16 protein-coding genes are annotated in these 14,376 nt (G+C 38.9%); 5 read left to right on the forward strand and 11 right to left on the reverse strand.

From position 1 onward, the window contains the following. Positions 1-278: 278 nt before the first annotated feature. Complete coding sequence (locus ACIR131C_RS0109415; protein WP_028089993.1) at positions 279-572, forward strand: hypothetical protein; 294 nt, start codon at positions 279-281, stop codon at positions 570-572. Between the two features lie 171 nt (positions 573-743). On the opposite strand, the gene urtE is transcribed toward ACIR131C_RS0109415, so the two are convergent. The 5 genes from urtE to urtA all read right to left on the reverse strand — a co-directional run bounded on the left by urtE (position 744) and on the right by urtA (position 6,178). After that, the gene (urtE, locus tag ACIR131C_RS0109420; protein ID WP_028089994.1) at positions 744-1,442 is read right to left on the reverse strand and encodes an urea ABC transporter ATP-binding subunit UrtE; all 699 of its coding nucleotides are present in this window, start codon (positions 1,440-1,442) and stop codon (positions 744-746) included. An 89-nt stretch (positions 1,443-1,531) separates the two neighbouring features. After that, positions 1,532-2,305: an urea ABC transporter ATP-binding protein UrtD gene (urtD, locus tag ACIR131C_RS0109425; RefSeq protein WP_028089995.1), complete on the reverse strand. Its 774-nt coding sequence runs from the start codon at positions 2,303-2,305 to the stop codon at positions 1,532-1,534. Further along, complete coding sequence (gene urtC / locus ACIR131C_RS0109430) at positions 2,280-3,455, reverse strand: urea ABC transporter permease subunit UrtC (RefSeq protein ID WP_231395430.1); 1,176 nt, start codon at positions 3,453-3,455, stop codon at positions 2,280-2,282. Before urtC ends, urtD begins: the two co-directional genes overlap by 26 nt. A gap of 41 nt (positions 3,456-3,496) precedes the next feature. Continuing rightward, the gene (gene urtB / locus ACIR131C_RS0109435; protein WP_028089997.1) at positions 3,497-4,657 is read right to left on the reverse strand and encodes an urea ABC transporter permease subunit UrtB; all 1,161 of its coding nucleotides are present in this window, start codon (positions 4,655-4,657) and stop codon (positions 3,497-3,499) included. Between the two features lie 204 nt (positions 4,658-4,861). After that, positions 4,862-6,178: an urea ABC transporter substrate-binding protein gene (urtA, locus tag ACIR131C_RS0109440; protein WP_028089998.1), complete on the reverse strand. Its 1,317-nt coding sequence runs from the start codon at positions 6,176-6,178 to the stop codon at positions 4,862-4,864. Between the two features lie 363 nt (positions 6,179-6,541). On the opposite strand from urtA, the gene ACIR131C_RS0109445 reads away from it, so the two are divergent. Continuing rightward, a complete protein-coding gene (locus ACIR131C_RS0109445) occupies positions 6,542-6,811 on the forward strand; it encodes a YciI family protein (RefSeq protein ID WP_028089999.1) in 270 nt (89 codons plus the stop codon). A 74-nt stretch (positions 6,812-6,885) separates the two neighbouring features. Here ACIR131C_RS0109445 and ACIR131C_RS0109450 read toward each other — a convergent pair whose 3' ends face one another. The 6 genes from ACIR131C_RS0109450 to ACIR131C_RS0109480 all read right to left on the reverse strand — a co-directional run bounded on the left by ACIR131C_RS0109450 (position 6,886) and on the right by ACIR131C_RS0109480 (position 11,582). Continuing rightward, positions 6,886-7,077 (reverse strand): hypothetical protein, encoded by a 192-nt coding sequence (locus ACIR131C_RS0109450; protein WP_028083513.1) that lies wholly within the window; start codon positions 7,075-7,077, stop codon positions 6,886-6,888. A 191-nt stretch (positions 7,078-7,268) separates the two neighbouring features. Continuing rightward, a complete protein-coding gene (locus ACIR131C_RS0109460; protein WP_028090000.1) occupies positions 7,269-7,943 on the reverse strand; it encodes an HAS-barrel domain-containing protein in 675 nt (224 codons plus the stop codon). Positions 7,944-8,074: 131 nt separating this feature from the next. After that, the gene (locus ACIR131C_RS0109465; protein WP_028083515.1) at positions 8,075-8,266 is read right to left on the reverse strand and encodes an NAD(P)H dehydrogenase subunit NdhS; all 192 of its coding nucleotides are present in this window, start codon (positions 8,264-8,266) and stop codon (positions 8,075-8,077) included. A 129-nt stretch (positions 8,267-8,395) separates the two neighbouring features. Continuing rightward, positions 8,396-9,706: a rod shape-determining protein RodA gene (gene rodA, locus ACIR131C_RS0109470; RefSeq protein WP_028090001.1), complete on the reverse strand. Its 1,311-nt coding sequence runs from the start codon at positions 9,704-9,706 to the stop codon at positions 8,396-8,398. Between the two features lie 90 nt (positions 9,707-9,796). Beyond that, entirely contained in the window at positions 9,797-10,867 is a 1,071-nt protein-coding gene (locus ACIR131C_RS0109475) for an Mrp/NBP35 family ATP-binding protein (RefSeq protein WP_028090002.1), read from the reverse strand. A gap of 184 nt (positions 10,868-11,051) precedes the next feature. Beyond that, a complete protein-coding gene (locus ACIR131C_RS0109480; protein ID WP_051347521.1) occupies positions 11,052-11,582 on the reverse strand; it encodes a hypothetical protein in 531 nt (176 codons plus the stop codon). 351 nt (positions 11,583-11,933) lie between these two features. Here ACIR131C_RS0109480 and hemF point away from each other — a divergent pair, with 351 nt between their 5' ends. The 3 genes from hemF to psb29 all read left to right on the forward strand — a co-directional run bounded on the left by hemF (position 11,934) and on the right by psb29 (position 14,256). Beyond that, complete coding sequence (gene hemF, locus ACIR131C_RS0109485; protein ID WP_028090004.1) at positions 11,934-12,980, forward strand: oxygen-dependent coproporphyrinogen oxidase; 1,047 nt, start codon at positions 11,934-11,936, stop codon at positions 12,978-12,980. 125 nt (positions 12,981-13,105) lie between these two features. Continuing rightward, positions 13,106-13,474 (forward strand): STAS domain-containing protein, encoded by a 369-nt coding sequence (locus ACIR131C_RS0109490; protein WP_028090005.1) that lies wholly within the window; start codon positions 13,106-13,108, stop codon positions 13,472-13,474. A 74-nt stretch (positions 13,475-13,548) separates the two neighbouring features. Continuing rightward, the gene (gene psb29, locus ACIR131C_RS0109495; protein WP_028090006.1) at positions 13,549-14,256 is read left to right on the forward strand and encodes a photosystem II biogenesis protein Psp29; all 708 of its coding nucleotides are present in this window, start codon (positions 13,549-13,551) and stop codon (positions 14,254-14,256) included. The last annotated feature ends 120 nt before the right edge of the window (positions 14,257-14,376 follow it).

The raw sequence follows: 14,376 nt of genomic DNA on the forward strand, positions 1-14,376 counted from the left end.
TCTCCGCATCAAATCCCGCGAAAAAAGCAGATTTAGGGCTTGACAATTAATTTAAAAAATGTTATCATAGAACCGACAAGGAAGAACTATCACTAAATAATTAGTGAAGCCGAACAAACAGTAGTGTCGTCGAGTGCGAATTACCGTACCCACTTTTTTGTCTAGAAAGATTATAATTGTTTGTGCTATTATTTGCCCTTGATGAAACAAACAACTTGTAGTTGAAATACTTCAAGTAAATTTATACAAAACCACTAAATGGAACTAAGTAAGCCGTGATGAATGCTGTATTACCTCGTTTTTTAAAGTCAGCCTACCGCAAAGAACCTATAGTTAGTGTATTCTTAACTGTAGGTGTAATAGATGCTCTCATTGGTGGGTTGGATGATAGTTGGTCACTCTTCACCTTTGGTTTAGCAACAACAGGGGTGGCTTTCGCTTTTAAATTATGGCGTATGCAGCAGCGTCCGTCTTTACCAGAAGAGCTTGTTGTTCAACATTATTTACCTCCTCAGTCTTCTACTGCTCCTTTACCTGTACTCAAGGTTTCCAAGAAAAAATCACGTCAGTAGTTACTAGCAGAGTTTATAGGCGTTGCAGCATTGGCTACATTTAACCTAATTTTTGCGGACAAGTAAGTGTATATTTTGATATGGCACTGACGGAAACTGCTGTATATAATGGTAAAATCCAACCTCCAAAAAAAAAATGGCGCACCTTGTTGGTAATACTTCAATATACCCTTAAACCGCTAAAAATCTTTGAATCACATCCTGACTAAGTTCCTGAGTTGGACCTGAAGCAACAATTCCGCCTTTTTGCATAGCATAATAGTAATCTGCCTGACGGACAAAATGCAAGTGTTGTTCCACCAATAAAACAGAAATCCCTGTAGTTTCAATAATCTGACGGACTGCGGCTTCAATTTCCAAAATGATTGAGGGTTGGATACCTTCCGTCGGTTCGTCTAGTACGAGTAGTTGTGGTCTTCCCATTAAAGCACGAGCGATCGCTAATTGTTGCTGTTGTCCACCACTTAGATCTCCACCCATACGAGAAAGCATTGTTTTTAAAACTGGAAATAGGCTGAAAATTTCTGAGGGAATTTCCGGTTTTTTGACTGGTTTTTGTCTAGCTTCTAATCCCAAAAGCAGATTTTCTTTAACTGTTAATCGCGGGATAATTTCCCTTCCTTGACTGACATAACCAATACCCATTTTCGCCCTTTCATAAGTCGGTTTAGCGTTAATTATTTCCCCTGCGAAATTAATAATTCCGCTGCTAGGTTTGAGTAGTCCCATAATTGTTTTTAGCATGGTTGTTTTTCCTACACCATTGCGTCCAATTAAACATACCATTTGTCCTGGTAATACAGTCAAATCCACATTTCTCAGAATATGACTTTCACCATAATGAACGTTAAGATTAGAAATTTTTAGCATCATCAAATTAACCTGATTAACTATTTTAATTTTCCCAATTTTACCCCACCCTCCCATTGACAAGGGGAGGGGATTCTTGTTTCCCCCCTTTATAATGGGGGACTAAGAGGGGTGTGATTCTCTTCCTGTTTTCCCAAATATACTTCAATAACGCGGGGGTCATTTCTGACTTCCTCAAAATCACCTTCACACAATACCGAACCCTCATGTAATACTGTCACCTTCTTAGCGATTTGTCGTACAAATTCCATATCATGTTCAATGACTAAAATTGAATGACTTTCCGCTAATGTTAATAACAAATTACCGATATTATGGGTTTCTTCATCTGTTAAACCAGCTACAGGTTCATCAACAAGTAATAAATCAGGAGATTGTGCTACTAACATTCCAATCTCCAAACGTTGCTTTTCTCCGTGGGATAATAAAGCCGCTGGAATATTTGCTTTTGCAGTTAAACCAATGGTTTCTAATAAACCTTTGAGACTATTTCTTTCCGCAGAATTTATAGAACCAAACAAGGTAGAAAAAACATTTTTTTGACGATTACTAGTGATTTCTAAATTCTCAAAAGGTGTTAAATTTAGATAAATTCGCGGTGTTTGAAATTTGCGACCAATTCCCAAGCGTGCAATTTGATGTTCAGCTAAAGAACGTAAATTTCTACCCTTAAATAGGACTCTTCCTATGGTTGGTTGTACCTTACCTGTAATCACATCCAAAAAGGTAGTTTTCCCTGCCCCATTTGGACCTATTACTACCCGCAATTCACCAACATTCATACTAAAATTTAGGCGATTTATGGCCTTAAAACCGTCAAAACTAACGGTGACATTTTCAGTTTCCAGGATTTTGGCGTTCATGTTTCACCTCCATATCTTCTTCTAAACTAGGATAGGTATCAGAAAATTTTAATTGCTGACGTTTCCAAAAAGGAATATTTTGTTTATTTAACCATCCCATGATGCCGTCAGGAAGCAAAATAACGATAGTTAATAATAGTATACCCTGAAAAAATAGCCATATTTCGGCGAATTGTTCACTTAAAAAAGTGCGGGCATAATTAACTAATAAAGTGCCAATAAATGCCCCAGTTAACGTCCCTCGTCCCCCCACAGCCACCCAAATCACCATTTCAATAGAAAAGCCAATATCCATGGATCTAGGGGATACAGAACCACTTTGAACGGTGTAAAATGCCCCAGCTATACCAGCAATTGCTCCCGAAACTGCAAATACTAATACTTTAAAGTCTGTGGGGTCGTAACCAGAAAATCTGACCCGACTTTCATCATCACGAATAGCTATTAATAATCTGCCAAAACGTCCACTAGTTAACCAGCGACACAGCCCATAAATAGCCGCCAAAAATATCACCGTCAAGACATAAAAAACAAATTGAGTTTTGCTATCACTAACTATAGCACCACTGCCATTAACTCCCCAAGATAAAGGCGGAAAAGTGGTAAAATCTATGAGTCCATTTGTGCCATTAAAAAATTGTTGTTGTCCATTAAAAAAATTGAAAAATACAATAATTGCAGCTTGAGTCAAGATTGAAAAATAAACCCCCTTAATGCGATTACGAAATACTAAATATCCTAGTAATCCTGCTAACAAACCTGGAATCATCACCACAGCAGCCATAGACAGGGGAAAAGAAGAAAAAGGCCGCCAAAATCCAGGAAGTTCCGTAACACCATAAAGCGCCATAAAATCCGGTAATTCCCCAGTAGGAACTTGCAATTTTAGGTACATAGCGATCGCATATCCACCCAAACCGAAGAAAATCCCATGTCCCAAACTCAATAAACCAGCGTAACCCCAAATTAAATCAATTCCTAAAGCCACAATAGCCAGAGACAAAAATCGTCCCAATAAATTCAGACGAAAATCTGAAAGTAACACCGGCATAATCAAAATCAAAATTAAAGCGATCGCACAAACCACCCCAACTTCAACTAATATTAAATTTCGCCCCTTTTTAATTTTCATCATTCCTAACTTATCCATTTTCTCAAATCCACGTTTATCTGCGGTTAATTTCTCATAATCTAAACATCAACATGACGACCCTTTTGGGGAAAAATCCCTCCTGGCTTCCATTGTAAAAACACAATAATCAACGCAAAAACCATCACCTTAGCCATACTTGTAGTTGCAAAAAAACTCAATAAATCAGCCAAAGGCTTAACCCCACCCAACAACAAAGCCAAAGTTCCCGAACCAATCAAATAATTAATTGTCCCAATTCCCAAAGCGGCCAAAATCGTACCAGCTAAATTACCCACACCACCGACAACCACCACCATAAAGGTGTCAATAATGTAATTTTGTCCAGTATTTGGTCCAACAGAACCGAGTAAACTAATTGCACATCCAGCTACACCAGCTAACCCTGAACCCAGCGCGAAAGTAATCGCATCAACTTGTTGAGTGGGGATACCCAAACAGGCGCTCATACTGCGATTTTGCGTTACAGCCCTAATTCTTAATCCCCAATGAGAACCTTGCAAAAATAGATAAATTCCCCCCACACAAATAATCGTCAAAGCAATAATAAATAACCGCGCATAGGGTAATTGTACACCAGCTAAAGATACACCAGCTTGTAACCAACTAGGGGCTGTAACATCCACATTTTGAGCGCCAAACCAGGGTAAAGTTACTGCTTGCTGATAGGTTTTACCTAACAGATCACAAATTGTAATTGTCAATCCTAGTGACAAAAATAGTAAAACTCCCACAACCAAATTACGAGTTTTCTGCAAATTATTCCGAGAATTTAAAATCCATAAACCCCCAAAAAACAGAAGAGAAAACAAAGCTATCCCGATGATCAATAATAAATTCACACTGCGGACAAACTGCTGAAAAATTAAACTTACTCCCCAGGTTGCTAACAGAGTTTCTAAAGGTCGTCCATAGAGATAACGAATTACGCTTTTTTCCAGAACTAATCCCAGACCAGCAGTGAAAACAAAAGCGATAATCAAAGCCAAAAATATATAAACATCAAACCAAACCCCACCTAATTGCTTACAAACATTTTGGACAACAAAAGTTGTATAAGCGCCAAACATCATTAGCTCACCATGAGCCATATTAATGACACCCATTAAGCCAAATATGATCGCTAATCCTAACGCAGCAATTAATAAAACAGCGCCAATACTAACACCATTAAAGACAGCTTCTAAAAAACCTGTTAACATTTTCTCCCCGCAATTATCAATTTATTCTTAATAGTCAGTTGTCAGCCATTAGTTATTTTTCAGTTATTTTCACATCACAAAATTGCTACTCAACAAAGTACAAATATGAATAGTAAAACTCCTGTGGGGTGGGCATCTTGCCCGCCGATACATACCTCATTGAGATGCAATTGTATAACTAACCGCTGACAACTGATCATAAAATTAACCTTTCTTGTATTTACCACCTTTTGCGGGATCAGACCAATCACAAGCAAATCCCTTAGTCTCTTTCACAAATTGATTCCAGGGAACTGGTTCAACTGGTGCGGGGGTAGCATAAACAATGTCAAATAGGCCATCCTGTCTGACTTGACCAATCCGCACAATTTTTGATATGTGATGATTGGCATTAACTGTCACTTTTCCTTCCGGTGCATCTATAGTTTGACCATAGGCCGCAACCCGGACTTTCGCTAAGTCAGTTGTAGTGGCTTTTTCTACCGCTTGTTTCCATAAATACACCGCAATATAGGCGGCTTCCATTGGGTCATTTATTACTCTATCTTCACCGTATTCCTTCTTAAAGGCTGCCACAAATTTCTTATTAGCAGGTGTGTCTACTGTTTGAAAATAATTCCAAGCAGCATAATGTCCTTTTAGATACTCCACACCAATAGCTTTAACTTCCTCTTCCGCAATACTCACAGACATGGAAGGATACTTATCTGGTGTCAATCCCGCTCCTTTCAACTGTTTGAAGAAAGCAACATTACTATCACCATTTAGAGTATTATAAATTACTCCACCCTTTGGTAAAACCTGCTTAATTTTCGTGATAATAGCTGTTACTTCCGTATTACCCAAAGGTAAGTAATCTTCCCCAACAGTTTTCCCACCTAAAGCCTCTAATTGAGCTTTAATAATGTTATTAGCAGTGCGGGGGAAAACATAGTCAGAACCGACTAAAAAGAACTCTTTACCTTTATTCTTCAACAACCAATCAACAGAAGGTTCAATTTGTTGATTTGGGGCTGCACCAGTGTAAAAAATGTTTTTAGAACATTCTTGACCTTCATACTGCACAGGATACCAGAGCATATGGTCTTTACTCTCGAAAACTGGCTTGACATTTTTGCGACTAGCGGAAGTCCAACAACCGAAAACTACAGCTACTTGATCCTGGTCAATCAATTTAGTAGCTTTTTCTCTAAAGGTATCCCAATTAGAAGCGCCGTCTTCAACAACTGCTTCAATTTGTTTACCTAAAACACCCCCAGCGGCGTTAATTTCCTTAATTGCTAGTTTTTCCGCGTCTACCACACTTTTCTCGCTAATGGCCATTGTACCACTGAGAGAATGTAAAATACCTACCTTGATGGTTTTACTATCCTTACTAACTACGGTAGGTGTACTGGTAGATGCTGCGGGACTATTCGCAGTGTTGGGGCTATTATTAGCACAAGCTTTTAAGAAAATGCTACTACCAATACCCGCAGCACCGTAAAGCAGAAACTTACGTCGGTTAAATTGTCTACCCATATTTTTGATTAGTTATCTTTTTAAAGTGAGATATTAGTTCTATATTTAACTATTAAACTGTGATGTGCTATACAAAATTGTAATTTATTTTAATAAAAATCTACCTCAAGATAGATGAAAATATAATTTCTTTCTCATTGGCATTGGTGTAATAACCACATACCTAGCTACCTCCCCGCCAGCGATTAGCAGGTTAGGATATACTTCATATAATTATAAATATCTGTATAAATGCCGAGATTGATATTAAATGTTATTAAGTATACAGAGATGTTGGTGAAATTAAAAACTTGATCATCAATCTCTATCTGAAAAAAACCTCATGTTGCTATAGTTTTTAATAACTATCAATCATCAGCAGTTATGACAAAATACATCATGTGGGGAAGTTACTGTGAAGACGTATTAACGAAACGTGAACCCTATCGTCAAGATCATTTAGCAGGATTAGCAAAACAGAAGCAAGCGGGGATTTTGATTACTATTGGACCGACAAAAGATGTAACTCAAGTTTTTGCTATTTATGAAGCCGAAGACGAAAACACCGTTCGTCAATTAGTGGAATCTGATCCCTATTGGCAAAACGGTATTTGGATAGAGTATTCTGTTAAGGAGTGGATTCAAGCTTTTTAGTCAATTTGCACAATTTTTAACAAAGATTCTCACAAAGATAATTAATTCATAATTGGTTGGTAATTATGAATTAATTATCCTTTCAACGCTTTTCTAAAATTGCGACGATAGGATGGATTAGCCAAAAATAAAGCAGGCCACAACAAAGCTAAACCTATGCGGTTGGGTAAAGTTTGGTTAAAATTAGTTCTGTTAAATCCGGTCCAAAATTTCCACACACCACCAACATAAATCACGATTAGTCCAAAAATAAGTAATTTGATCATTATCATCAACTCTCTTAATCTAGGAAAGGGGAAAGCCAACTAAGTAGGTTGCCGTTAAAAATTGTTGTTATGACAAGGGAGCAGGGAACAGGGAAGAGGTTTTGGGCAACTTTACTTTTCGTTATATATTTCGGTTTTTTTCCGTTTACCTACTTAGTTAAACGCAATTAATTAGGGTTTGTCAAAAATCACTATGGGTGGATTTGACTCAAAATAAAGCGCAGACGGTCATAATCATCTTTGAGTAATATACTTAGATGTCGTCCGGCTTTAATCAACCATTCTCGCTCAGTTTTGCGTAACTGATACACTCCACGAATAGCTGCTGCAACCAGAGAATCTACTGGCGCACCATTAATCATCAGTAATGTTCGCAGAAAATCCAAATCTTCAGTAAACTGAATAATGGCCTCCGGTTGACAGCGATAAACGGCTTGGTGAATTTGTGGAGGACGAGGTGGCAAATATTGATACATCTTGCCATGATGACTATTTATAGATTTTTCCTCAAATCCCACAATTGCGGCTCTAAATTCAGTTTTTAGCATAGCAAATATTTGGGGTTGTTCCTCACGCAAAGCTTCTAAGGATAACCCTAAAGCAACTGCCCGATGTACAGAATCAACAGGCATAGTTGTGGCATGATAGACTATAGCATAAACTTGATTACCAGATTCTTCATCCACAGCACTCACCCAACTACCAAAAGGTGGCATTGGTGGGAAACTCAAGTCTTCGGGTTCTAAACACTGAGCCAAAAATTCTGTAGTATTGGTTTCAATTACTTCCGCAAAATGTTGAGAATAGCGATTACTAGGTGGCAATCCGCTATCACCCGTAGTGAACTGTGGTAAAGGTAAACGCATGAACTATTAAAAGTTAGTAATTAAAAATCACATCAAAAATGAATAAACAGCCCATAAGGTGCATTACGGCTAATATTTTGTCTTTCCAACTCCCAAATTGTATAGCCGTAACACACCCTACTTAATATTTACTAACCCTTTTTCTGGACTGTAGTTTCCACAGGTTCTAATTCTGGGAGACGGAAAGTAATTATTTTATCCCAATTACCACCTTCAAATAGTACAGCCACTTTACCATCACTAACTCGTTGTACAAGTCCTTCAGATCGATAATATATATCAGCGGGATTTTTGACGCGAACAGTTGTTCCTGGCAGGATCATCATATTATATTTACCCTCCTTGATTTCCTATTTCTAGCTTAATGCTTTTAGGGAGGAATGAGTGTCAATATTTTTAGGCCGCAGATGTTAATATTTGACTAGATCGGACTAGATTTTTGTGATTTAAACTCAATACTTTTGACGTTGACGATAATTAGCTACAGATTCTACTATACCAATAGCAATAAAGTTAGTCAACATGGCCGATCGCCCATAACTCATCCATGGTAAAGGAATTCCTGCCACTGGCGCTAAACCCAGGGTCATGCCAACATTAACAATAAGTTGAAACACAATCATGGATAACACACCAATGGCTAAAAGCGAACCAAAGTTATCTTTAGCGGTTTGTGCTACATGAAGTAAGCGCAAACAAATTAAGCAAAAGATAGATAGTAAAATTAAGCAGCCCACAAGGCCAAATTCTTCAGCAACGGCTGAAAAAATAAAGTCTGTATGTTGTTCAGGAACGAAATTCAGTTGAGTCATAGGACCTTTAAATAAACCCCAGCCCCAAATTTCACCAGCACCAATAGCAATACGAGATTGAATTAAGTGATAACCCGCACCCAGAGGATCATGTTCAGGGTTAATAAATACACTCAACCGATTTTTCTGATATTCTTTTAATATATGATTCCAAGCAAAAATACCTAATTCACCACCGAGCATATTTAGACATAATGAACCAATAGTAGCAATACCAAATCTCTTCCATGGGAGACTAAACCAACCGACTATTCCCATGGCCACTGCCCATATTAAACCTAATATACTCAATGATATTTCTTTAGATAAAATTATGGGTGTAGATAATGGCCAAGATATACTAAATAGAATTGCGGCTATGACAGGGGAAATCATGAGTATTAACCAGCCGGGGTTAGCATTTGCCCAATACAACATTCCTATAAATATAGCCCCAAATACAAGCGATGTGGCTAAGTCTGGCTGTAAAAATACCAATGCCCAAGGTATAGCCGTAATTGCCAAAACCCGGAAAACACTTTCCAGTGTGGAAGCTGTAGACCTATGTAATAAAGCAGCTAAGGTGATAATTAATCCTATCTTGGCAAATTCTGAGGGTTGGACATTAAACCCAGCAATACTAATCCAACGCTGTGCGCCTTTGGCACTAGTACCGGCCAGCATGACGGCTATTAAACTAAAGTTGGTTAGCCCGTAAATGAACCAATGCCATTGTATTAGATTTTCGTAACGGCAACGAGCTAAAAATAAGGCGATAGTTGAACCAATACCGGCTATTAACCAGTGCCACCACCAGTCGGTTACAGGTTGCTTGAGTTCTGTACTCAGAATCATCAGCCCACCAAACATACTAACGGCAACGGGTAAAAAAAACAATAGTCCGTCCATTTGTTGCCAAGGCTTGAGCCAATATTGCCAACGCATTTTCGGGAAAGAAGGTTTTGATAACATTGTGTGCGGCGGAGGGCTTTAACGGGGTACGGGGTAATGGGTAATTGGTAATTGGTAATAAATTATTCCCAATCACCTCTTCCCAAAATTCTATGTCAAGGCATTAACTGATACTTTACCTGCTACAGTAAGAGCGATCGCTGTTAAGGCTTTAGCTGCGGCTGTGTCAGGTTCACCAATGACTATTGGTACACCATTATCACCGCCTATTCTCGTAGAAATCTCTAATGGTACACATCCTAATAAGGGGACTCCTAATTCTGTGGCTGTTTTAGAACCACCCCCAGAACCAAAAATGTCATATTGTTTATCTGGTTGATCTGGGGGTATAAAATAACTCATATTTTCCACAATTCCCAAAACTGGTACATTTAACTGCTGGAACATCCGTAAACCTTTACGGGAATCCAACAGGGAAACCGTTTGTGGTGTAGTCACAATTACAACCCCAGCCATGGGTACAGCTTGGGTTAAAGTTAATTGAGCATCTCCTGTTCCTGGTGGCATATCCACAATCAGATAATCCAATTCTCCCCATTCTACTTGATAGAGAAACTGCCGAATTACACCATTGAGCATGGGACCACGCCAAATTACAGGCTGATCTTTATCAATTAAGAAGCCCATAGAAACTAGTTTAACACCATGATTAAATGCTGGTTCGAGAATGTCGCGGCCATCACTGGAACGAACATTAATTTCAGCGTCACTCAAACCCAACATGGTGGGATCATTTGGTCCGTAAATATCCGCGTCTAATAAACCGACTTTAGCCCCAGTTTGTGCTAAAGCAACTGCAATATTTACCGCCACTGTACTTTTACCAACACCACCTTTACCGCTAGAAACAGCAATAATATTTTTCACTCCGGGAACACCATTGCGGTCTGGTAAGCTTTTTTGCTGGGGTGTTTCTGCTGTGACTTCTATAATTACATCTGTGACACCGGGCAACTTTTTAACAGCTTTTTGACAATCTTCAACTATAAATTCCCTGAGAGGACAAGCAGGGGTAGTTAACACCAAGGTGAAACTAACCTGGCCACCGTCAATTTTAACGTTGCGAATCATGTTGAGTTCTACCAGACTTTTACGAAGTTCTGGATCTTCTACTGGTCGCAACACTTCCAGGACTGAATGGGAATCTAAGACATCATACATAATGTGTTTACCGTTGCCGCTTCTATCAAGCTTAAAAAATTTTCATTGATAGATGAATCTTAACTTTATTGGGGTCAGTTGTCAGTGGTCAAGGGATTTGGGATTTGAGATTGAAGAAAATAATCGAATATGGTGCATAGAACGTTAACAACATTCCCTGTCCCGTATTTCCAGCCTGAATACTCTAAAAATCAAAGCAGCCACCATGTAAAGATTTTTTCTGGGATAATCCAGGATTTTCTACAGATTCTATCAGCGCTCTAGCCACCCGATCTACATAAGGACGAGATAAAGACCAAATGAGGGGGGATAACCAACCACGCAAAGTCACAGAATAAGATAAGTAAGATCCGCAGAGGGTTGATTCTACTTGGTATATTACTCTTTCTTCTATGCCAGGAATTGCTAAAACCCGGATACTTAACGTCTGTTTAGGACTGACTCGTTCTACAAAAATCCGAATCGGAATTGGCCAAAACCTTGTCACTGCTTGAAAAATCAAGCCCGGTTTGGGGACTAATCCTAAGGGAACATTGGTACTTTTAAGTAGAGGATGCCAGGAAACATCTGTTAAATCTACAACCTTTTGCCAAAGTTCATCTACGGAGGCAGAACTGATTTCCCGATAGGTTCGTACTAGAGACGCACAAAACCGCCGACGTTTACCGTGGATGAGTTTGGATAACCAATTTGGTATGATTTTGATCTGCTGCATATAACCGTGACAATGCTTAACATTGCTTGATATTTTGTCTGCTAACTATGACTTTTGAGAAAATTGTACTCAAACTCCTCCTCCTGGAAACAATATGCAGTAAAGTCTGTAAACAAAATCATAAGATTATTTGTATAACTAGGAAAATGATCCCTCAGATATGATATCTGTGGATAAGAATAACTTTCCGTGCTAAAGGAGATTTACAGGCGTTTTGAACGGTTGTGTTTTCACCTCTAATAAAAAGCTGTTCTGACAGATTAAGCCGGATTTTTGACTCTGACTGCTGACAAGTTTTGACAACAAAAATTTGTAATTGTTTAGAAATTGTAATTTTAGGTTCGGGAATCTATGTTAACCAACTCACAAACCCCCACTATCACAAAAGAATCATCTAATTTTCTCCCTGGTGTCAATGCTCAGGCTAGAGTTAGTCAGTTTATGCAGTATGTTCAAGACCAAATTACCCAGGGTTTAGAAAAATTAGATGGTGTTGGTAAGTTTCAGGAAGATAGTTGGCAGCGTCCAGAAGGGGGTGGTGGGCGATCGCGTGTACTACGAGATGGTAGAATATTTGAACAAGCAGGTGTGAATTTTTCTGAAGTTTGGGGTTCTCATTTACCACCCTCGATTTTAGTCCAACGTCCAGAAGCAGAAGGACATGGTTTTTACGCAACTGGTACTTCTTTGGTGTTACACCCACGCAATCCTTATGTACCTACAGTGCATTTGAATTACCGCTATTTTGAAGCAGGTCCTGTGTGGTGGTTTGGTGGTGGGGCAGATTTAACACCTTATTATCCCTTTGCTGAAGATGCAGTACACTTTCATAAGACTTTAAAACAAGCTTGCGACCAACATCATCCTGAATATTATCCTGTGTTTAAACGTTGGTGTGATGAGTATTTTTACCTGAAACATCGGGGAGAAACACGGGGAATTGGCGGTTTATTTTTAGATTATCAAGATGGTCAAGGTTCTATATATCGCGGTCCAGATCCTCATGGGGACGCTGCTATTTATAGTAATCAGGTGGGGGATTTACCATCACGCACTTGGGAAGATATATTTGCCTTGGTTCAAGACTGTGCTGGGGCATTTTTACCAGCCTATACGCCCATTGTACAACGTCGCCATGACATGGAATACGGCGATCGCCAACGGAATTTTCAATTATACCGTCGTGGTAGATATGTAGAATTTAATTTGGTTTATGACCGAGGAACAATTTTTGGACTCCAAACCAACGGTCGCACAGAATCAATTCTCATGTCTTTACCACCTTTAGTCCGTTGGGAATATGGTTATCAACCAGAACCAAATTCTCCTGAAGCCGAGTTGTATGAGACTTTCCTCAAACCTCAAGATTGGATTAACTGGAAACCAATTCAAGAATAGGCAATAGTTAACAAGCAAGAGGCACTCCTTCTCTTTGCTCTTGCTTATTCCCTATTCCCTAAAAATTTCTTGAGAAACCCTACTGATGATTGATGAGCAAATATTAGCAACAGGATGTTACTTCAATGATTCATATAGAGCAAAAAACCTACACAACTCAAGACGGTAACACTATCATAGTGTTAACTCCGGCGGGTCGCTTAGATATTACTACTGCTTGGCAATTTCGGCTGAAACTACAGGAATGTATTTCTAAACTTAGTCGTCATGTTGTTATTGATCTAGGCCAAGTAAATTTTATTGATAGTTCTGGACTGACTTCCTTAGTAGCTGGGATGCGTGATGCTGATAAGGTTAAGGGCAGTTTTCGTATTTGTAATATTAACCCAGAAGCCAAGCTTGTGTTTGAAGTCACAATGATGGATACAGTATTTGAAATCTTTGAAACTCAAGAAGAAGCCCTAGAAGGTGTACCTCGCAGTCTAAGTTCTTGATATAACTTGAACTATTTAGCCCTAATTGGTTCATACTAGAAAATGGAAATACGTCCCTCTTAAAAATTCTCTTTGTGAATAACGTCCGTACAGTATCTGATACAAAAAAAACGTTCTACACCCTTCATACCAGGCCGATTAATACTATTTACCGCCGGGTAGTGGAAGAATTGATGGTAGAAATGCACCTACTGTCAGTCAATGTTGATTTTAGCTATGATGGGATTTATGCTTTGGGCGTTGTGACAACTTTTGACCGCTTCATGGCTGGCTACCAGCCAGAACAAGATCAAGAGTCAATTTTTCAAGCAATTTGTCACGCAGTGGAACAGGACCCCCACCGCTACCGACAAGATGCTTCTAGATTACAAGCTTTAGCGGCCAAGGTACCAGTTCAGGATTTAATTGCCGGTTTGAGTCAAGCAACTCTCTTAAATCAAGATGCAGATTTACAAAGACAACTAGAGGCAATTGCAGCCAATTCTAACTTTAAATACAGTCGCTTATTTGCTATTGGTTTATTTGCATTATTGGCAGAATCTGCTCCGGCATTGGTCAAAGATGATACACAACGAACTGAAGCACTAAAAACGATAGCCAAAGGGTTACATCTTTCAGAAGACAAACTGATCAAAGATTTAGAACTATACAGTTCTAACCTAGAAAAAATGGCGCAAGCACTCATCGTCATGGCAGATATATTGTCAGCAGACCGCAAAAAACGGGATCAACGACAACAACAAGCGGAGACGACTACCGCACCATCTAGCATCAATGAATAAGTAATGGATATCGGTGATAGGTGATAGGTGATAGGTGATAGGTGATAGGAAGTAATGACCAATTACCAATTACCAATTACCAATTACCAATTACCAATTACCAATTACCAATTACCAATT

Origin of the sequence: Dolichospermum circinale AWQC131C (assembly GCF_000426905.1) — a bacterium.
Taxonomy (GTDB): Bacteria; Cyanobacteriota; Cyanobacteriia; order Cyanobacteriales; family Nostocaceae; genus Dolichospermum; species Dolichospermum circinale.

What these genes read in the sequence shown, in the direction of transcription:
- hemF (WP_028090004.1), top strand. Translation starts at nt 11,934, where the DNA reads ATGTTAACCAACTCACAAACCCCCACTATCACAAAAGAATCATCTAAT.
- ACIR131C_RS0109415 (WP_028089993.1), top strand. Translation starts at nt 279, where the DNA reads ATGAATGCTGTATTACCTCGTTTTTTAAAGTCAGCCTACCGCAAAGAA.
- urtB (WP_028089997.1), bottom strand. Translation starts at nt 4,657, where the DNA reads ATGTTAACAGGTTTTTTAGAAGCTGTCTTTAATGGTGTTAGTATTGGC.
- ACIR131C_RS0109450 (WP_028083513.1), bottom strand. Translation starts at nt 7,077, where the DNA reads ATGATCAAATTACTTATTTTTGGACTAATCGTGATTTATGTTGGTGGT.
- ACIR131C_RS0109460 (WP_028090000.1), bottom strand. Translation starts at nt 7,943, where the DNA reads ATGCGTTTACCTTTACCACAGTTCACTACGGGTGATAGCGGATTGCCA.
- urtE (WP_028089994.1), bottom strand. Translation starts at nt 1,442, where the DNA reads ATGCTAAAAATTTCTAATCTTAACGTTCATTATGGTGAAAGTCATATT.
- ACIR131C_RS0109490 (WP_028090005.1), top strand. Translation starts at nt 13,106, where the DNA reads ATGATTCATATAGAGCAAAAAACCTACACAACTCAAGACGGTAACACT.
- ACIR131C_RS0109445 (WP_028089999.1), top strand. Translation starts at nt 6,542, where the DNA reads ATGACAAAATACATCATGTGGGGAAGTTACTGTGAAGACGTATTAACG.
- urtA (WP_028089998.1), bottom strand. Translation starts at nt 6,178, where the DNA reads ATGGGTAGACAATTTAACCGACGTAAGTTTCTGCTTTACGGTGCTGCG.
- urtD (WP_028089995.1), bottom strand. Translation starts at nt 2,305, where the DNA reads ATGAACGCCAAAATCCTGGAAACTGAAAATGTCACCGTTAGTTTTGAC.
- ACIR131C_RS0109465 (WP_028083515.1), bottom strand. Translation starts at nt 8,266, where the DNA reads ATGATCCTGCCAGGAACAACTGTTCGCGTCAAAAATCCCGCTGATATA.
- ACIR131C_RS0109475 (WP_028090002.1), bottom strand. Translation starts at nt 10,867, where the DNA reads ATGTATGATGTCTTAGATTCCCATTCAGTCCTGGAAGTGTTGCGACCA.
- rodA (WP_028090001.1), bottom strand. Translation starts at nt 9,706, where the DNA reads ATGTTATCAAAACCTTCTTTCCCGAAAATGCGTTGGCAATATTGGCTC.
- urtC (WP_231395430.1), bottom strand. Translation starts at nt 3,455, where the DNA reads ATGGATAAGTTAGGAATGATGAAAATTAAAAAGGGGCGAAATTTAATA.
- ACIR131C_RS0109480 (WP_051347521.1), bottom strand. Translation starts at nt 11,582, where the DNA reads ATGCAGCAGATCAAAATCATACCAAATTGGTTATCCAAACTCATCCAC.